At 67.0% G+C, this 18,050-nt stretch carries 14 protein-coding genes and 1 pseudogene; 4 read left to right on the top strand and 11 right to left on the bottom strand.

The window, feature by feature from the left end; translation table 11 throughout:
• Positions 1–157: 157 nt before the first annotated feature.
• The 4 genes from JOY90_RS39005 to JOY90_RS38990 form a co-directional block, all read right to left on the bottom strand.
• Positions 158–1,441 carry a hypothetical protein gene (locus JOY90_RS39005; RefSeq protein ID WP_291696399.1) on the bottom strand — a complete coding sequence of 428 codons (1,284 nt, stop codon included), beginning with the start codon at positions 1,439–1,441 and terminating at the stop codon, positions 158–160.
• 120 nt (positions 1,442–1,561) lie between these two features.
• Positions 1,562–2,821 (bottom strand): hypothetical protein, encoded by a 1,260-nt coding sequence (locus JOY90_RS39000; protein ID WP_291696398.1) that lies wholly within the window; start codon positions 2,819–2,821, stop codon positions 1,562–1,564.
• 132 nt (positions 2,822–2,953) lie between these two features.
• Positions 2,954–4,564: a DHA2 family efflux MFS transporter permease subunit gene (locus JOY90_RS38995; protein ID WP_291696397.1), complete on the bottom strand. Its 1,611-nt coding sequence runs from the start codon at positions 4,562–4,564 to the stop codon at positions 2,954–2,956.
• A gap of 4 nt (positions 4,565–4,568) precedes the next feature.
• The gene (locus JOY90_RS38990) at positions 4,569–5,804 is read right to left on the bottom strand and encodes an HlyD family secretion protein (protein ID WP_291696396.1); all 1,236 of its coding nucleotides are present in this window, start codon (positions 5,802–5,804) and stop codon (positions 4,569–4,571) included.
• Between the two features lie 135 nt (positions 5,805–5,939).
• On the opposite strand from JOY90_RS38990, the gene JOY90_RS38985 reads away from it, so the two are divergent.
• Positions 5,940–6,638, top strand: a complete 699-nt coding sequence (locus JOY90_RS38985; protein WP_291696395.1) for a TetR/AcrR family transcriptional regulator — start codon at positions 5,940–5,942, stop codon at positions 6,636–6,638.
• A gap of 161 nt (positions 6,639–6,799) precedes the next feature.
• A complete protein-coding gene (locus JOY90_RS38980; protein ID WP_291696394.1) occupies positions 6,800–7,813 on the top strand; it encodes a 1-aminocyclopropane-1-carboxylate deaminase in 1,014 nt (337 codons plus the stop codon).
• 118 nt (positions 7,814–7,931) lie between these two features.
• On the opposite strand, the gene recQ is transcribed toward JOY90_RS38980, so the two are convergent.
• Positions 7,932–9,803, bottom strand: coding sequence for a DNA helicase RecQ (gene recQ / locus JOY90_RS38975; RefSeq protein WP_291696393.1), 1,872 nt, complete (start codon positions 9,801–9,803; stop codon positions 7,932–7,934).
• Between the two features lie 267 nt (positions 9,804–10,070).
• Between recQ and JOY90_RS38970 the strand changes: the two genes are divergently transcribed.
• Complete coding sequence (locus JOY90_RS38970; protein WP_291696392.1) at positions 10,071–11,330, top strand: serpin family protein; 1,260 nt, start codon at positions 10,071–10,073, stop codon at positions 11,328–11,330.
• Here JOY90_RS38970 and JOY90_RS38965 read toward each other — a convergent pair.
• From JOY90_RS38965 to JOY90_RS38950, 4 genes are all read right to left on the bottom strand, one after another.
• A complete protein-coding gene (locus JOY90_RS38965) occupies positions 11,327–11,758 on the bottom strand; it encodes a hypothetical protein (protein ID WP_291696400.1) in 432 nt (143 codons plus the stop codon). The two genes, JOY90_RS38970 and JOY90_RS38965, sit on opposite strands and share 4 nt — an antisense overlap.
• 321 nt (positions 11,759–12,079) lie before the next feature.
• The gene (locus tag JOY90_RS38960; protein WP_291696391.1) at positions 12,080–13,087 is read right to left on the bottom strand and encodes a homoserine O-succinyltransferase; all 1,008 of its coding nucleotides are present in this window, start codon (positions 13,085–13,087) and stop codon (positions 12,080–12,082) included.
• 15 nt (positions 13,088–13,102) lie between these two features.
• The gene (locus JOY90_RS38955; protein ID WP_291696390.1) at positions 13,103–14,404 is read right to left on the bottom strand and encodes an O-acetylhomoserine aminocarboxypropyltransferase/cysteine synthase family protein; all 1,302 of its coding nucleotides are present in this window, start codon (positions 14,402–14,404) and stop codon (positions 13,103–13,105) included.
• A 162-nt stretch (positions 14,405–14,566) separates the two neighbouring features.
• Complete coding sequence (locus JOY90_RS38950) at positions 14,567–15,502, bottom strand: alpha/beta hydrolase (protein WP_291696389.1); 936 nt, start codon at positions 15,500–15,502, stop codon at positions 14,567–14,569.
• 160 nt (positions 15,503–15,662) lie between these two features.
• Between JOY90_RS38950 and JOY90_RS38945 the strand changes: the two genes are divergently transcribed.
• On the top strand, positions 15,663–16,553 hold the full coding sequence (locus JOY90_RS38945; protein ID WP_291696388.1) for a branched-chain amino acid aminotransferase: 891 nt from the start codon (positions 15,663–15,665) through the stop codon (positions 16,551–16,553).
• 145 nt (positions 16,554–16,698) lie between these two features.
• Here JOY90_RS38945 and JOY90_RS38940 read toward each other — a convergent pair whose 3' ends face one another.
• On the bottom strand, positions 16,699–17,562 hold the full coding sequence (locus tag JOY90_RS38940; RefSeq protein ID WP_291696387.1) for an acyl-CoA acyltransferase: 864 nt from the start codon (positions 17,560–17,562) through the stop codon (positions 16,699–16,701).
• 33 nt (positions 17,563–17,595) lie between these two features.
• Positions 17,596–18,050 (bottom strand): annotated as a pseudogene (locus JOY90_RS38935) (hypothetical protein); the annotation flags it as partial.

The raw sequence follows: 18,050 nt of genomic DNA, 5'->3' as shown, positions 1-18,050 counted from the left end.
CCCGTTCTTCACCCGTTCTTCACGGGGAGAGGGTTGGGGTGAGGGGCTGCTTCCGCAGCTGGATTCGCGGAGAGTCCCCCTCACCCGAAAGCTTCGCTTTCGACCTCTCTCCGTCGTCAGGGAGAGGTGAACCGAAATCGTGGCAATCAGATTGGTCTCAGGCCGCGCCGTTACGTGGCGGTGCGGCTGCGTCGCGATCGCCGGCGTCGGGCGGCGAGCCATCGGCTGCGAGCAGCCGCCGCAGCGCCGCGACCGCTTCGCGCGCGTCCGGCAGGGCCTCGAAGCCGACGCGATATTGTTGCCGGTGCTGATCGTCCGCATCGGCCAGCGTCTGGTCGAGGAAGGTCAGGCGGCAGAGGCCGTTCAGATCATCGTCGATCCTGACATGGCCGAGCTGTGCCGGCAGGAAGCTGGTCACGCGGTGCTCCGCCACGACGATCATCGCGCGGCCGTCGGTCACCGCATAGGCCGTGCGTCCCGCACGGCGCCGGTCGCCGAGCCACCGCACGAGGACGATCGCCGCGGACAGGATGATCGCGGCGAGCAGGAAGAAGCCGAACGGCGCCGCCAGGAACGCCGTCTCGCCGGCGCCGACGAGAAGCTGCACCAGCTTTGCGACCAGCCACAGGACGAGCAGCAGACCGGCGCAGCCGACCGACTGGTCGCGCAAGTGCGAGGCTGCTTCCGTCATGACCTGGCGCGGCGCCGGCCGGCCGAGCCACGCCAGCCGCTCGCCGGGCGCGAGCTCGCGCTCCACCGCCGGCCGCAACGCGGCCGGCATCTCCTGCGGCGCCGTCGCGTCGGCGGTGGGTGGCCCGGCGTCGCCGTCGATGCTCCTGACCTGCGCCGGCTGCGCGCGCAGCAACCGCAACAGCGCGCGCTCGGCCTGGGCAACAGCGCGCATCTGCAGATGCTCGAAGCCGCGCCGCTCGATGAAGCGGTCGCCGTCGCTGTCGGTGGCGACGATGCGCTCGAAGAACACACCGGCGCCGGGCCCTCGTTCGACGAAGGGCATCTGGTCCGGCGTCACGCTGCGCAGCTCGGCGCCGACCATCAGCGCGCGCCTGCTGGTGACGACACAGGCGGTGCGGCGCGCCTTCGCGAACGAGAGAAGCGGCGTCACCAGCGCGCCGATGAAGGCCACGAGCCCGAACACCAGGAATGCCGCCAGCGCCGCGCCGGTCCCAAGCGCGTTCCAGGTCCCGGCCGAGGTGTCGAACAGCGGCCCGTCACCGGAGAGCCAGCGCTGCAGGTTGCCGTAGGCCGCTGCGAAGAGGATTGCGAGCACGCCGCCGCCCCATCCCAGCATGAACAGGATGCCAAACCAGTTGCGGGTCACGCAGCGCCAGGCCGAGGGCCGCTCCGCCCACCAGATCTCCTCTCCTTCGGCGAGCATGGCGGTGACACGCTCCTGCAACGGCTGCGGCAGATGTTCGAGCATAGGACGACGCTAGTCGGGGCGATGGGCACGGCCGTGTCGTCAGCATGGCCGCTTGCGGCCGGCATTGTCGATGCCATGCGGCGCGGTGGTGAAGCTTTTGCGAAAACGCGCTCGCCGGCTTCACGGGCCGACGGCGGCGTTGCGTTCGGGCATGGGCTCCTCGTGCGGCAACAGGCGCTGCAGCGCCGCCAGCGCGCTGTGTGCCTCGACCAGCGCCTCGAAGCCGCCGCGCTGCACCTGCGGGCGGCCGCTGCGGTCCCACACCGTCTCGTCGACGAAGGACAGGTGGCTCAGGCCATCCTTGCCTTCCTCGATCGCGGGATGGGCGAGCTGACCTGGGAGAAAACTCTTCACGCTCTCGTTCGCCACCACGATCATCGCGCGCAGGTCGGTCACGGCATAGATGGTGCGCTCGATACGTCGCCGGGAGGCCCAGATCCGGCTGAGGCCGAGCGCGCCGGAGAAGCCTGCGAAGGTCAGGAGGAACAGGCCGACCGGGGGGTGCAGGAACACGGTCTCGCCGCCGCCCGCGTGCTGCTGCACGAGTTTGGCGACCAGCCACAGCACGAGCAGCACGCCGAAGCAGCCAACCGATTCGTCGAGAACCTCCGCGGTCTGCACCGCCGGCACGTGCTGCGGCGACGGCCGACCGAGCCAGGCCAGCGTCTCGCCCTGCCGCAGTTCGCATTCGACCGCCTGCTGCAAGGCGGCCGTCACCAGTGGCGCGGCCGGCACCGGCAGGCGGGGGTCGATGATGACGGCGTCGCCCACGCCGACCACCGTCTCGGCCGGCCGCCGCAGCATCAGTGCGAGCAGCGCGCGCTCGGCCGCGTCGGCTGCCCTGTCGGTCAGATAGGCAAAGCCGATGCGCCGGACATAGCGGTTGCCGTCGCTGGTGGTGGCGATCAGCCGGTCGAAGAACACGCCCTTGCCCGGCGTCTTCTCCAGGAACGGCATGCGGTCCGGCGTCACCGCCCTGAGCTTCGCGCCGACGATCAGGACGCGCCGGCTGGTGACCACATAGGCGATGCGTCGCGTCATGGCGAAGGCCGCGATCACTGCCGAGAGGCTGGTGAGCAGGGCGATCAGGCCCAGCACGAGGAAGGCCGCGTCCCAGCCGAAAGTGGTGAAGATGTCCCACATTCCGGCGAGCGAATGCGGGTCGTGGTCGCCCGTGACCGTGCCGCGCGAATCCCACCAGGCCGAATCGACGGCGAGCGCCACCATCGCCGCGCCCCAGCCGCACAGGAACAGGAGGCCGACCAGCGTCTCGGTGCTCTTTCCGAACAGCGACGGCCGGCCGACCCACCAGATCGACTCGCCGTCGTCGAGCTCGGTCTCGATGCGGCTGCGCAGCCGTTGCGGCAGATGGTCGAGCATCCCGACATCATGGAGGCAGGGTTTGGCGGCGACGTGTCATCATCGTGGCCGCGCCCGGTCGGCAAGGCCTGCCCGGGCGCAGCGGCTGCGGCATAATTGTGGCGATGATCGACAGCAGGTTGCCGACAGGGGTCAATGCGCGCCGCCGGCGTCAGCGGCGGCCTTGGCCTTCCGCGTCAGCAGGATCGCGACCGCGGCGAGCGCGAGCACGATGCCGAGCACCACGAAGGTGTCGCTGAAGGCCATCACCAGGGCCTGGCGGCGGACGGTGTTGCCGAGCGCGATGATGGCCTGGTGCCGTGCGCCCGCCGGGTCCGGCACGCCGTGGGCCAGGAAGTAGTTGGTGAGCTCGGCGATGCGGGTGCGGACCTCCTCGCGGCCGAGATCGACCGACTGGCCGATGATGTTGGAGTGGAACTGCTCGCGCTTGGTGACGATGGTGGCGAGCAGGGCGGTGCCGATCGCGCCGCCGAGGTTGCGCATCATGTTGGAGATGCCGGAGGCGGCCGGCGCGTCCTGCGGCGCGACGCTGCCGAGGCCGACGGCGGACAGCGGCGCCAAGGTCAGCGCCTGGCCGACGGCGCGCACCATGTTGGGGATCCAGAGCTGGTCGCCGGCATAGTCGAGCGACATCGTCGTGTTCATGAAGGCTGAGGCGGCGAACAGTGCGAGCCCGACGACCGCGATGTGGCGGGCGTCGAAGCGCTGCATCAGCTTCGGCACCAGCGGAATCAGCACGAGCTGGGGCAGGCCGGTCCAGGCCAGCACGTTGCCGATCTGCTCGGCATTGTAGCGCTGCACCTGGCCGAGATAGGCCGGCAGCAGGTAGACCGAGCCGAACAGGCCGAAGCCGAGCAGGGTGGCGGCGAGCGTTCCCGCGCCGAAATTGCGCCGCGCGAGCAGCCGCAGCCTAAGCAGCGGCTTCTCGACCACCAGCTCGTTCCAGATGAACAGGGTCAGGCTGACCGCGGCCGTGACCGCGAGCTTGACGATGAAGGGCGAGCCGAACCAGTCGTCCTTGTTGCCTTCCTCCAGCACCGCCTGCAGCGCCGACAGCCCGACCGCCATGGTGACGATGCCGAACCAGTCGCCCTCGTGGAGCAGGCCGAGCTGCATGGGCTGGCGCTCCAGCGTGACGTAGAGCAGCGCGACCATGACCGCGGTCGGGATGACGTTGACGAAGAAGATGGTCTGCCAGCCATAGTTCTCGGTGAGATAGCCGCCGATGGTCGGCCCGATCGCGGGCGCGAAGGTCACGGCGAGCGAGAACATTGCAAGCCCGATCGGCTGCTGCGCCTTTGGCAGCTTGGTGAAGACGAGCGTGAACGCCATCGGGATCAGCACGCCGCCGAAATAGCCCTGCAGGCCGCGCATCGTGATCATCGACGGCAGGTCGTGGGTGAAGGCGCAAGCGACCGAGAACGCCGCGAACAGCGTGGCGTGCGCCAGCATGATGTTGCGGAAGGTGAATACGCGGCTGAGATAGTCGGTCAGCGGGATGACGATGATCTCGCCGATCAGATAGGAGGTGGAGATCCAGGAGCCATTGTCGACGCCGGTCCCGATGCCGCCCTCGATGTTGAGCAGGGAGGCGTTGGTGATCTGGATGTTCAGGATCGCCATGAAGGCGCCGATCATCGCCGCGAATACGGCCACCCAGACCGTGGCGCTGGCGCGATCGGGGTTGGCTGGAGCCGCCGCCTGCGGGGCGGGGGTGGATGTGGATAAAGCGAGGGTAGCCATGGCATCACCTCACGGCGTTCGCGGCGGCGAGCCTGGCGGTTCCGGCCGCGTTGGAGGGAGCGGCGGGCCAGGCGATGGCCGTCCGCGTCCGTGTCTCGATGGTCGGAATGACCGACATGCCCGGTCGCAGCGCGACCTCGGCGCCGCCGTCGAGCGCGATCTTCACCGGAATGCGCTGCACCACCTTGGTGAAGTTGCCGGTGGCGTTGTCGGGCGGCAGCAGCGCGAACTCCTGGCCCGAGGCCGGCGCCAGCGAATCGACGTGGCCGTGCACGACCTGGCCGGGAAACATGTCGACCTCGACGTCGACCTTCTGGCCTGCGTGCACATCGGTGAGCTGCGTCTCCTTGTAGTTCGCGATGATGTAGGCGCCGCTCGCCGGCACCACCGACATCAGTTGCGTGCCGGCCGCGACGTACTGACCGACGCGCAAGGTGCGGTTGCCGACCACGCCGTCGATCGGGGCGGTGATGGTGGTGTAGCCGAGATTGAGCTCGGCCTGGCGCTGCAGCGCCGTCGCCCGCGCCGAGGCCGCGACCGCTTGCGCGATCTCGGCCTTGAGCAGTTCGACCTGCTTTTCGGCGGACGCCAGGTTCGCCGTGTCGCGCAGGATCGCGGCCTCGGCGCCGGCGTTGCGTGATTGCGCGGCTTGCGCGTTCTGCACGCTGCCGTAGCCGGTGGCGGCGAGGTCGGTATAGCGCTTGTTCTCCTGGCTCGCGAACGTCCTTGTCGCGGTGTCGACGTCGATGGTGGCCCTGGCGGCCTGGATCACGGCCTGCTGCACCTCGAGCTGCGCCTGCTTGCTGGCGACGGCGGCTTGCGCTGCCGCAACGTCGGCCTTGGCCTGGTCGAGCGCGACCTTGAAATCGCGGTCGTCGATCCGCGCCAGCACCTGGCCGGCCCTGACGCGCTCATTATCGCCGACCTCGACCTCGGTCAGGTAGCCCGAGACTTTCGGCGCGATCGTGGTGTTGTCGGCCTTCACATAGGCGTCGTCGGTCGACACCTGGAAGCGCCCGACGGTCCAATAGTCGAAGCCATACCAGGCGCCGCCGGCCAGCACGGCGATCGCCGCCGCCGTCGTCAGCCAGCGCCGGATGCGATCCTTGCGCGGCACGGCGGGCACCGGGGTTGTGGGCGCAGCCGCCGCGCCGGCCTGATCCGGCTGGCGCAGCAGCTCCTGCACGACGTCGGCCGGAACCTCGCGTTCGGCCTGGAAAGCAGTGGAAACTCGGCTCATGGTCGCCCTCCCTCGGGCTGTCCGCCGCGGGGACCTCCGTTCGGGGCCTTGCGCGGGGAATAAGGAAACTTGACGTTTTCCAAAATAGACCCCATATTCGGACTGTCAATGGAATGACAGGCATCATTTAAAGACATGGCGATCACAAAACCGGGAAATGGCGGTGAGGAAGAACGGGCGGTAACGGAAGGCCCGCGCGGGCGCGGCCGTCCGCAGGTCAGGTCCGACGAAGAGACACGTGCGCTGATCGCGGAGGCGGCGCGGCGCGAATTCGCAACCAGCGGCTATGCCGCGACCAGCATGGAAAGCGTGGCGCGCCGCGCCGGCGTGTCGACCAAGACGCTGTACCGGCTGATTCCCAACAAGACGGCGCTGTTCGAAACCATGGTGACGGACCGGATCGACCGCTTCGTCTCCATTGTCGACCTCCGGGCCTGCAAGGGCGAAGGCATCGAGCAGGCGCTGACGGAGGCCCTGTCGATCTGCGCCGAGCTGATGCTGGATGGCGAGGTGATCGCGGTGCAGCGGATGATCCTGGCCGAGAGCGACCGCATCCCCGACATCGCCGAGACCTTCTATCACAAGGCGATCCGGCGCACCGAGGAGACGCTGGCGCGCTGGCTGCTGACCCAGCAGAAGCGTGGGCGGATCAAGCTCGATGACGCCACTTCTGCTGCGGGCATGCTGCTCGGCATGCTGACCTTCCAGCCGCAACGCGCGGTGATGTTCGGTCACCAACCGCCACCGACGACGGAAGAACGCGAGCAGCGTGCCCGCGCATGCGCCCGGCTGTTTCTGGAAGGCACCAAGATCGACGGCGCTGCCAGCCCATAGAGTGCGCCGCGCCGGCCACGTCTTCGGTCGTGGCGGTCGCCTAGCGGCGGAGTTCCGAAATGCGGAAATCGCGGCGCCGGTATCTCGGCGCCGCCTTGCTCACATGGCGCCTGCGGCGGGACGCTGCTAAAAGGCGGCACCCTCACCTATCGGATCACGTCATGCTGCAAAAATTCGCGCGCTACCCGCTCACCTTCGGGCCGACCTATATCGAGAAACTCGAGCGGCTGACGCAGCATCTCGGCGGCAAGGTCGAGCTCTATGCCAAGCGCGAGGACTGCAATTCGGGGCTCGCCTTCGGCGGCAACAAGCTGCGCAAGCTCGAATACATCATCCCCGATGCAATCGCCTCCAATGCCGACACGCTGGTGTCGATCGGCGGCGTGCAGTCCAACCATACCCGGATGGTTGCTGCGGTCGCCGCCAAGATCGGCATGAAGTGCCGCCTGGTGCAGGAGAGCTGGGTGCCGCATGAGGATGCAGTCTATGACCGCGTCGGCAACATCCTGCTCAGCCGCGTCATGGGTGCCGATGTGCACCAGGTCGACGACGGTTTCGACATCGGCATCCGCAGGAGCTGGGAAGAGGCGATCGCCGACGTCAAGGCCAAGGGCGGCAAGCCCTATGCGATACCGGCCGGCGCCTCGGTGCACAAATATGGCGGGCTCGGCTATGTCGGTTTCGCCGAGGAGGTGCGGGCGCAGGAGAAGGCGCTCGGCTTCGCCTTCGACTACATCGTCGTCTGCACTGTCACCGGCTCGACTCATGCCGGCATGCTGGTCGGCTTTGCCAAGGACGGCCGCGCGCGCAAGGTGATCGGCATCGATGCGTCCTTCACGCCGGCGCAGACCAGGGCGCAAGTACTTTCGATCGCGCAGAATACCGCCGACCTCGTCGGACTCGGGCAGGAGATCGTCGAGGACGACGTCGTGCTGCTGGAGGACTATGCGCATCCCACTTATGGCGTTCCCTCGGACCAGACAAAAGCGGCGATCCGGCTCTGTGCGCGGCTCGAGGGGATGATCACCGATCCCGTCTATGAGGGCAAATCCATGCAGGGCATGATCGATCTCGTGCAGAAGGGATATTTCCCGGCGGGGTCGAAGGTGCTCTACGCCCATCTCGGCGGCGCGCCGGCAATCAACGGCTACGCCTATGCGTTCAGGAATGGTTGACGACTCGCCTCGCTGCATCAGCGGTCGCAAGTCGTAGGGCGGATCAGCGAAGCGTAATCGTGTGCAGTGTTCTGGTGATCACGAAAGGGCGGGTTACGCTTCGCTCACCCGCCTGCACTTATTTGCGCTCCTTCATCAGTCGCAACAGCTCCTCGCCATAATGCTCGAGCTTCTTGTCGCCAATTCCCGGCACGCCGCGCAATTCGTCGAGCGTCGTGGGCCATGCGCGCACGATGCCGTCGATGGTCGAATCGTGGAGTACCACGTAGGCCGGCACGCCGCGCTCGCGGGCGATGTTCGAGCGCCACGTCCGCAGCCGCGTGCGCAGTTCGGGATCGACGTCGCCCTGCGCGCCGGGCGGCACGGCTGCGAGATCCCCGCGCCGCGACTGCGGGCGGATGGCGCGGATGCGCATGGCCGGGGCCTGCTCGCGCAGCAAGACCTCGGTCTCGCCTTTCAATACGCCGCGCGCGGTCTCGGTCAATTTCAGCGCGCCATAGGCCTCGCTGTCGGCGCGGAGATGGCCCATGGCGACGAGCTGGCGCAACACGGCACGCCATTGCTTCTCGTTGAGCTCGCGGCCGACGCCGAACACCGACAGTTTGTCATGCTCAAACTGTTTAACGCGGTCGGTCAGGCGTCCGACCAGGACGTCGATCAGGTGCATGGCGCCGAAGCGCTGTCCGGTGCGATAGACGCAGGACAACAGTTTTTGCCCGACGATCTTGCCGTCATAGACGCGCGGCGGAGACAGGCAGTTGTCGCAATTGCCGCAATTCGTCCCTTCAACGATCTCGCCGAAATAGCCGAGCAGGCGGCCGCGTCGGCAGTGGGCGGTTTCCGCCAGCCCCACCAGCGCATCGAGCTTGCCGACCGAGACGCGCTTGAACGCCTCCGAGCCATTTGATTCGTCGATCATCCGCCGCTGCTGCACGATATCGGACAAACCAAAGGCCATCCAGGCCGTGGACGGCTTGCCGTCGCGCCCGGCGCGTCCCGTCTCCTGGTAATAGGATTCGATGCTCTTGGGCAGATCGAGATGCGCCACGAAGCGCACGTCGGGCTTGTCTATCCCCATGCCGAACGCGATCGTGGCGACGACGACGATGCCGTCCTCGTTGATGAAGCGGTCCTGGTGCCGCGCGCGCACCGTCGCGTCGAGGCCGGCATGATAGGGCAGCGCGGAAATGCCGGCCTCACTGAGCCGGGCCGCGACATCGTCGACCTTGGCGCGCGACAGGCAATAGACGATTCCGGCCTCGCCGGCATGGCGCTCGGCGATGAAGGCCTTCAATTGCGCCAGCCCGTTCTGCTTCTCGACGATCTCATAGCGCATGTTGGCGCGGTCGAAACTCGAAACGAATTGCGGCGCGTCGGCAAGCGCGAGCCGTTCCACGATCTCCCTGCGCGTCAGCTCGTCGGCGGTCGCGGTCAGCGCGATGCGCGGCACCGTGGGGAAACGCTCTGCCAGCACCGACAGGCCGACATATTCGGGGCGGAAATCGTGCCCCCACTGCGACACGCAATGCGCCTCGTCGATCGCAAACAGTGCGATCCGCGCCTGGCCGAGCAGCGCAAGGCAGCGCGGCGTCAGGAGGCGCTCCGGCGCGACATAGAGCAGGTCGAGATCGCCGGCAATGAGGCGCCGCTCGACCTCGGAGGCTTCCGCGAACGAAAGCGTGGAGTTGAGCACCGCGGCGTTGACGCCGGCCTCCGCCATGGCCGCGACCTGATCGCGCATCAGCGCGATCAAGGGGGAAACCACGATGCCGCAGCCCTCGCGCAACAGCGACGGCAATTGGTAGCACAGCGACTTGCCGCCGCCGGTCGGCATCAGGACCAGGCAGTTGCCACCCTCCGTCACATGGCGGACGATCTCCTCCTGCGCGCCGCGAAAGGCGGTGAGACCGAACACGGAGTTGAGCAGGGCAGTCGCGTCTGGGACGGCGGGTGTGTCGCTGTGGGCCGGGACGTTGGCGGGAACGGACATCTTCGAATGGTTTGCTCGGGCAGCCTGCACAGTAGAGGCGCAATCCCGGCAAATCTATTGCTGATTTGCTTCGTTGCAACGTCATGCGGTTCCCGTCGGCGCCTCCGTGAACAAACATGACGATCCGGCTCCGTGTGCGATGTGACGATGCGATCATCCGCAGGCTCAGTGACCTCGGTCACACCCACCGCCGCCCCGACCGGTGATAGGGTCGTTTCGATTTGCTTGTGCATTTTGACTCCCGTTCCTGCTGCCTAGGCGATTGCGATGAAGAGAACTTCCCCAACCCGCCGGCTGTTGCTGCAGATGGGCGTGGCGGCCCTGCTTGGATTGGCCGGCCGCGCCGCCTTTGCCGACATTCTCGATGCCGCCTCAAGCGTCAGTCCCGAAGCGGGCGGCGATGGGCTGGCGGCGGCGCAGTCGCGGCTCGGCGAGAGCCTGCTTCACTATCTCGCGGCCCACCGCAAGCCCGACGGCAACGCCAATCTGATCGTCTCGCCCGCGAGCCTCGCAGCGATCCTTTCCTTCGTCGACCTCGGCGCGAACCAGTCGCTGTGTATGGCGATTCACCGGTCGCTCAGTTTCAACCGCGTTCCGCGCGGGCGGCTTGAGGACGATCTCAAGGCGCTGCGCGACGTGGTGTCGACCGTCATCCAGCGCGCCGGCGGTGATGGTGCCTTGGTGCTGGCCAACCTGCTCGCCTTCGATCGCTCGTCGCGGCCGAAGCGGTTGGCGTTGCTTGGGCTGTCAGGCGCCGGCGCGGACGTGCTCGTCGACAATCTCGGCGATCCCAGGATCATCGAGCGCATCAACGGCTGGGTGAAGCAGAAGACCCGCGACCTGATCCCCTCCGTTATCGAGGAGGCTCCGGAATCGCTCGGGCTGATCGCCGTCAACGCGCTCTACTTCAAAGACCGGTGGCAGACGCCGTTCGACCGCGCCCAGACCAGGCCGGACAAATTCCAGACCGTCTCCGGCAATGCCGTGGACGTCATGATGATGCACTCGCCGGTCGGCAGGTTCTCGTTCCGCCAGGACGATCGCTTCATCGCCGCGGATCTGGGCTACACCCATGATGATTACCGTCTCGTCGTGGTGACGACCAGGTCGGCGCCGGCGGCGCTTGCGGATTTCGCTGCAGCCGCCGCCTGGCTCGGCGGGCAGGGATTCGCGATGGCAACCGGCGAGATTGCGCTTCCGAAACTGTCGCTATCGGCTGCCGAAGAACTGCTTGCACCGCTCGACGCGCTCGGCCTGCGCGCCGCCCGCCAGAAGCCCGATGCGCTGGAGCAGTTCTCCGACGAGGCGCTGGTCATCACCCGCATCGTGCAGAAGCTGGAGCTGCGGCTCTCGGAGGAAGGCACCGAAGCCGCCGTCGCATCGGCCGTCGTGACCATGCGTTCGCTGGGTCTGCCGGACCACGTCAGAATGACGGTCGACAAGCCGTTCCTGTTCGCGCTGCGCGACCGGAAGTCCGGCCTCGTGCTGCTCACGGGATATGTCGGTACCCCGCCGCAAAAGGTCTAGGCTCCCGCGCGCCTCAGCGCCTCTGCGACCGTCACGATCGGAATATCACGGCGCGACACGGCTCTCAGCGCGCGGCGAAGGAACTGCGGCGCGCAGCCATCAGGGCTTGGTCGCGCGACAATGTCGTGGCTGTAGAAGATCAGCCAGCCGCCGCTCTCGGGGGCCTCGCAAGCGTGCTCGATGGCGGGACCGTCGATCAGCTCCTCGACCAGCGGCGTTGCGCGCAGGAAATGCAGGTCGACAAGCCTGCGATTGATCCCCGGCAGAATCCCGCGCGAGGAACGGAAGCTGCCCCTGAGCTGCCGCTTGTAGCCGATCGAGGCGAGGCCATACGGGTAGGCGAAATTCTCCGGACGGATCGAGGGATCGAGCGCCGAGAAATAGCGGCGATTGCGTTCGAATTCGTCCGCCATCCCCGCTTCGTCCAGAGCGGCCGCGCTCGGGTGCGAAAAGGTATGGCAGCCGATCTCGTGCCCCTAGATGCAGAGCGAAGATCTCGTCGGCGGCGACGCCGGTCCAGTAGCGGCAGGACTCGCCGACGAGGCCGCCGGCGACGTAGAAGGTCGCGCGGCCGCCATGTTCTTCCACCAGCGGCGCACCCACGCGCGCGGCGCTGTCGGGGATGTCGTCGAAGGTGAAGCTCACCATGGCCGTGGTGTTGGCCAGAAGCAGCGGGGTGGGCTGGAAGTGCCGCGCCAGCCGGTTGCCGGCACGTGCCTTGAGCGAGGACCAGCCGGCGTACATCGGCGCTATTTTCGCAAGGAAACGGGCGACGGCGCGTGGGTTTCCGCAGCCAGAAAGCCGAGCCAGTTTGCGAAAATGAGCCGCGCCGCGACGCCTGCGGCGACGTCGCTGCGCAACGTGAGACCCGGCAGCTCGGCCGCCAGCACCGGATGGCGCGCCGCCTTTGCGCGCCGCTCGAATTTGCGCAACTGCGTTTCGGTCGGCTCGTCGAAATAGAGGGTGGGAATGGCCGGATATTCGTCGCGTTCGCCGTTCAGGAAGCGTGCGAGATCGCGCATGTATTCCCGCTGCAGCGAGTTGGCGTCGTATTCGGGATGGCCCTGGAAGAAGATGAAGCGGCTCTTCAGTGCGCAGCTGAAGATGTCGACGCCGGCTTCCCTCGAGCGGGTCAGGACCTCGTAGCCGCCAGCGACGAGGTCGCTCTCTCTCAGCTCATTGTAGCGCGAGTGCGAAATCCTGACTGCGGCGGGCAGGCCGCGCGTCAGCCAGTCGTCGGTCGCCTTGACGCAGTCGAACACGCCCGAGCATTTCGCCGGCAGGCGCTGCCGCTCGATCCGGTCGAGGTGCTCTACGGCCGCATGCGCGGCGAGGCAGGAGAAGATGGTCGAGCGGGTGTTGATCGCGGCCCAGTCGATGATCCCGGTCAATTCGTGCCAGAACGGCTCGTCGGAGAGCCGCACGGCGATCGGCTCGGCACCGGTGACGATCAGCGCGTCGATAGGCAGCCGGTCGAGCCTGGCGATGTCGGCATAGTCTCTGTCGATGTGGATCTGCGCCGCGGCCGAGCGTTTCACCGACGGCAGCGAGAAGCAGAGCAGGCGAACGCGCCTTTCGCCGGCCGCGGCCTGCAACAGCCGCATGAACTGACGCTCGGTCGCCTTCAGCGCGCCGTCCGGCATGTTGTTGATCAGGCCGATGGTCAGCCCATCGCGTGCACCGCGATCGAGTTCGTGCTCGCCCGGCGCCAGCGCCGGGCTCTCGATGGTCGGGCCTCTGTCGACCCAAAGCGCCACGGCGATGCCTCCGCTCTATTCCGTGGCCTCGAGCCGCGCCTGCGGGCAGGCCGTTGCCAGCGCCTGGTCGATGTCCTCGATGATATCGTCGGCATGCTCGATGCCGATCGAGAGCCGGATGGTCTCGGGCAGCACCCCGGCCATGCGCTGCTGCTCCGCCGACATCTGCCGATGGGTGGTGGAGGCGGGATGGCAGGCGAGCGACTTGGCGTCGCCGATATTGACCAGCCGCGTGATCAGCTTCAGCGCGTCGTAGAAGGTCTTGCCGGCCTCCAGGCCGCCCTTGATGCCGAAGGTGAACAGCGAGGAGGCATTGCCATCGAGATATTTCTGCGCCAGCGCGTAGTACGGGCTGTCGGGAAAACCGGCATGGTTGACCCAGGCGACGCGTGGATCGTTGCGGAGATATTCGGCGACCTTGCGGGCGTTCTCGACATGGCGCTCGATGCGCAGCGCCACCGTCTCGATGCCCTGCAGCAGCAGGAAAGCGTTGAAGGGCGAGAGCACCGCGCCCATGGTGCGCTGATAGACGCTGCGCGCCCGCTCGATGAAGGCCTTCGGCCCGAACCGTTCGGCATAGACGAGACCGTGATAGGAGGCGTCGGGTCGATTGAAGGCCGGGAAGCGGGCCGCATGGTCGGCCCATGGAAAGCGGCCGCTGTCGACGATGGCGCCGCCGAGCGTCGTGCCATGGCCGCCGAGGAATTTCGTCAGCGAATGCACGGCAATGTCGGCGCCGTAGTCGAACGGCTTGAGCAGGATCGGGGCGACCACCGTGTTGTCGACCACCAGCGGCACGCCATTGCGGTGCGCGACTTTCGCCAAGGCTTCGATGTCGCAGATGTTGCCGGCGGGATTGCCGATGGTCTCGGCGAACACCGCCTTGGTGTTGTCGTCGATCAGGCGTTCGATCGCGTCGGCCTGGTCGCTCGTGGCGAAACGGCCGGCGATGCCCTGACGCGGCAGGATGTGGGCGAGCAGCGTATGCGTGGTGCCGTAGAGCTGCGGCACGGAAACGATGTTGCCGCCGTGGTCGGCGAGATTGACGAAGGCGAAATGCAGCGCGGCCTGGCCGGTCGCGACCGCGAGCGCGCCGACTCCGCCTTCGAGCTCGGCGATGCGTTTCTCGAGCACGCTCGTGGTGGGATTGGCGATCCGGCTGTAGCGAAAACCTTCGGCTTCCAGGTTGAACAGCGCGGCGCCGTGATCGGCGCTGTCGAAGGCGTAGGCGACGGTCTGGTAGATCGGAACGGCGACGGAATGCGTGGTCGGATCGGGATCGTAGCCGGCGTGGATTGCGATCGTCTCGTTGCGCATCGTCACCTCCGCTGGGCGCGGGACAAATCGCATTTCGACGATGCTTCTCGCGCCGCCATCTTGTTAGATTGCAGGTGTAGCGCGAGCAACAATTCGCGCCAAGATTGACGAAATAACCCTAACGAATATCGCTTGGTTAATGAGGATTTGAATCGTTTGCGATCAGCCGATCGCGCGGCGGATCTGCTCGCCGATCTGCGACAGCACGAGCCTGGCCTGCGGCAGCACCGCGCCCATCGCGTGGAAATTGTGGATCATGCCGTCGTGGCAGACGTGTTCGACCGCAACGCCCGCGGCCAACAGCTTGCGCGCATAGGCGTTGCCCTCGTCGCGCATCGGATCGAACTCCGCGGTATGGATGATCGCGGTCGGCAGCCCGGCGACGTTCAGCGCACGCAGCGGTGAGACCCGTGGGTCGGCCGCGTCGGCGCCTTCGCCCAGATAGTCCGCGAGATCGGCTTCCAGCGTCACGCGGTCGAGCAGATGGTTCTCCGCGAAGGCTTCGCGCGAGGGTGATGTCTCCTCGAAATCGAGCACCGGGCAGATCAGGCATTGCGCGGCGAGGCTGAGCCCGGCATGGCGCTGCGCGTGCTGGCAGACCGCGGCGGCGAGCGTGGCGCCCGCGGAGTCGCCGCCCACGACGAGGCGCGCAGGATCGATGCCGAACGCGCCGGCCTCGCGCGAGACGTATTCGGTGGCGGCGATCGCATCCTCGATCGCCGCCGGAAACCTGTACTCGGGTGCCAGCCGGTAGTCGACCGAGATCAGGCGGCAGCCCGTGGCTTCGGCCAATGCCGCCGCAACCCGGTCATGGGTCTCAATCGAGCCCGCGACCAGGCCGCCGCCATGGAAGAACACGAAGCCCGCCGCGCGCTCGGAGCCGTCGCCAACGGGGCGGTAGAGCCGATAGGCGATCTCGCCGGCCGGTCCCGGCAGCGTGCCGTCGACGGTCGTGACCTTGGCCGCCTCGGCGTGCGCGAACTGCATCAGCTTGACCAGTGACGACCGCCGCTCACTCGCGCTCGGCCGTGCCCGCTCGGCGGGCGCAGCCGCCGCCAGCATGGCGAGCAATCGCTTGGCAACGGGGTCGAGCGGCATGGCGGCTCCGGTTAACCAAGGGCTCCATCATGGGTAGTCGGCCGGCCCCAAATCAATCAAAATCGCACCGCGATTGACAAGGAAATCCCCAAATGATTTCCAGCATGGGCCGTGCGATTGCGCACGGCGAGGCCTCGTGCACAGGGGATGGACGGCAGCAATGAGCCAGATCAGAAAATCCGCGAGCTACTCCAGGACCTGGACCTTCTTCGAGGGGGATTGGCGCGAGGGCAATGCGCCGATCATGGGCGTGCGCACGCATGCGACCTGGCTCGGTTCCACGGTGTTCGACGGCGCCCGCGCCTTCGAGGGCGTCGCGCCCGATCTCGATCGGCATTTCGGCCGCGTCAACCAGTCCGCGACCAATTTCAAATTGAGGCCGTCGGTCGATCTCGACACCTGGCTTGGGCTCGCACGTGATGGCATCGCCCGTTTCGACGCCAGAGCCGAGCTCTATATCCGGCCGATGTACTGGGCCGAGCAGGGCAGCGTGGGCGGCGGCGTGCTGTTCGATCCTGACAGCACCAACTGGTGCCTGTGCATCCATGAGGCGCCGCTGCCGCAGCCGACCGGCAATGCGATCACGCTGTCGCCGTTCCGGCGACCGACCCTGGAATGCGCGCCGGTCGACACCAAGGCGGCCTGCCTCTACCCGAACAATTCGCGCGCGCTGCTCGAAGCCGCCTCGCGCGGCTTCAACAACTGCTTGATGCTCGACTTGCTGGGCAATGTCGCCGAATTCGGCAATGCCAACGTGTTCATGGCGAAGGACGGCGTCGTCTTGACGCCGGCGCCGAACGGCACCTTCCTCAACGGCATCACCCGGCAGCGCGTGATCGAGCTGCTCCACGGCGACGGCGTCACCGTGATCGAGAAGACATTGTCGTATGCCGACTTCGCCGGCGCCGACGAGATTTTCTCGACCGGCAATTTCGCCAAGGTCGCGCCGGTGACCCGGATCGACGACCGCACTTTGCCGGTCGGGCCGTTCTATAGGAAGGCGCGGCAGCTCTATTGGGATTTCGCCCACACCGCGCGGCTTGCGGCGTGATGATCATTGCGATGCGTAGTGGGCTAAGCTTCGCCTGCGCTCGAAGAGCGAAGGTGAAGCGTGCCCACCATTCAAAACCGTACTGTCGAGAAATGGTGGGCACGGCGCTTTGCGCCTTAGCCCACCCTACGATTCTCGTCTCGCCTCACGGCCCGTACAGCACGAGCTCGGTGTCGGTGAGGTCGGCGAGGCGCGGCGGGTGCGGGCCCTTGAAATATTTGCGGCCCCGTTTCTCGGTGTAGAGGCCGGCGAGGCCGGCCACGGCGCTATTGGCATCGATCAGCACCGCAAGCATGCCTTGTCGCAGGAGCAGGCGGCCGATCGCGCCGGCGCACCCGACGAAGTCGGCGACGCCGCGGGCATAGATCAGTTGCATGGCGGGCGGTGCGAACAGGCCGCGGCGGATGCGCACCGGCGAGAGGATGAACGGGGATGCCGCGTTTGGTGTGCGGCAGACCAGGCTGAGGCAGCCATAGCCCGCGTGCCGGGCCAGTAGCTCGACTTCAGCTTGCGACAGGCCGTCGATGTCGCGGCCATCCGGCGCAACGGTCTCGACGCTCATGCCGCGCGCCGGGCGCGACAGCGCCGGCAGCGCGAAGAACAGGCCCTTGCAATAGGCACGAAAGCCCTGGGTCTCGATGATCGGCCAAGTCCAGCTCGCCGGGCTGATGTTGAGGTAGGTGACCTGCTTGTGCCGCTGCGCGATCTTCGTCAGCATCGGCGCGTAGTTGCGGAAGGCGGGCTCGACATACCAGCTCGACAGGTTGCACTGGATCGCAAGCCCATCATCGCCATCGCGCGCGGTGTACAGCAACAGCAGTACGCCGACCGGCACGCCGGCGTTGTCGAGCATGTAGCCGAAACGCGGGTAGCCGCTCGGCACCTTGCGCGTGGCCTGGCGCCGCAGGCCCTGCATCCAGTAGGAGCGGGCGCGGCCGGCGAAGCCGAGCGTCAGGAGATCGGCGATCGAATCGAGATCGGCGTCGCCGATCTCGCGGCACCGGATCATGGGTCGTAGGGCGTTCACGTCGGTTGGCCTCACTCAACGCTCCGCGAGGCCGCGGACGGCGACGCCACGCTCCAGATCGAGCAGCTCTTGCACCCGCGTGGGCCATCGCTCGAGGCGGACGCCATGGGTGTGAAACATCGCGACCGCGAGCCGGTCCATGCCGAAGGCGACGCAGCCGGTATGCGCCGGCTCGCCGTTGGCGTCGCTGATGCCCCAGGTGGTGCCGAAATGCTCGCGGTGATGGTTGAAGCTCATGCAGGCGGTCGGCTGCTCCTCGGAGCGCAGCGGCACCAGCAATTCGAACTTCAGCGACTGCTGCTTCTGGCTCACCGCCATGATCTGGCCGACGCGCCCAAAGAACGGGTCGCTGGCCTGGTCGACCTTGAATGACAGCCCGAGATCGCGCGCGATTGCCTGCGCGCGCACCATCCAGCGCTCGCGGAAGGCGGCGACGTCGTCCGGCGCGCCGATGCAGACATATTCGCGCA

It is taken from the genome of Bradyrhizobium sp. (assembly GCF_019242285.1).
Taxonomy (GTDB): domain Bacteria; phylum Pseudomonadota; class Alphaproteobacteria; order Rhizobiales; family Xanthobacteraceae; genus Bradyrhizobium.
This window is presented reverse-complemented; position numbering and strand designations above follow the sequence as displayed.

Excerpts from the sequence above, each read along its gene's own strand:
- JOY90_RS39005 (WP_291696399.1), bottom strand. The coding sequence starts at position 1,441 with ATGCTCGAACATCTGCCGCAGCCGTTGCAGGAGCGTGTCACCGCCATG.
- JOY90_RS38985 (WP_291696395.1), top strand. The coding sequence starts at position 5,940 with ATGGCGATCACAAAACCGGGAAATGGCGGTGAGGAAGAACGGGCGGTA.
- JOY90_RS39000 (WP_291696398.1), bottom strand. The coding sequence starts at position 2,821 with ATGCTCGACCATCTGCCGCAACGGCTGCGCAGCCGCATCGAGACCGAG.
- recQ (WP_291696393.1), bottom strand. The coding sequence starts at position 9,803 with ATGTCCGTTCCCGCCAACGTCCCGGCCCACAGCGACACACCCGCCGTC.
- JOY90_RS38980 (WP_291696394.1), top strand. The coding sequence starts at position 6,800 with ATGCTGCAAAAATTCGCGCGCTACCCGCTCACCTTCGGGCCGACCTAT.
- JOY90_RS38950 (WP_291696389.1), bottom strand. The coding sequence starts at position 15,502 with ATGCCGCTCGACCCCGTTGCCAAGCGATTGCTCGCCATGCTGGCGGCG.
- JOY90_RS38945 (WP_291696388.1), top strand. The coding sequence starts at position 15,663 with ATGAGCCAGATCAGAAAATCCGCGAGCTACTCCAGGACCTGGACCTTC.
- JOY90_RS38995 (WP_291696397.1), bottom strand. The coding sequence starts at position 4,564 with ATGGCTACCCTCGCTTTATCCACATCCACCCCCGCCCCGCAGGCGGCG.
- JOY90_RS38940 (WP_291696387.1), bottom strand. The coding sequence starts at position 17,562 with ATGATCCGGTGCCGCGAGATCGGCGACGCCGATCTCGATTCGATCGCC.
- JOY90_RS38990 (WP_291696396.1), bottom strand. The coding sequence starts at position 5,804 with ATGAGCCGAGTTTCCACTGCTTTCCAGGCCGAACGCGAGGTTCCGGCC.
- JOY90_RS38955 (WP_291696390.1), bottom strand. The coding sequence starts at position 14,404 with ATGCGCAACGAGACGATCGCAATCCACGCCGGCTACGATCCCGATCCG.
- JOY90_RS38970 (WP_291696392.1), top strand. The coding sequence starts at position 10,071 with ATGAAGAGAACTTCCCCAACCCGCCGGCTGTTGCTGCAGATGGGCGTG.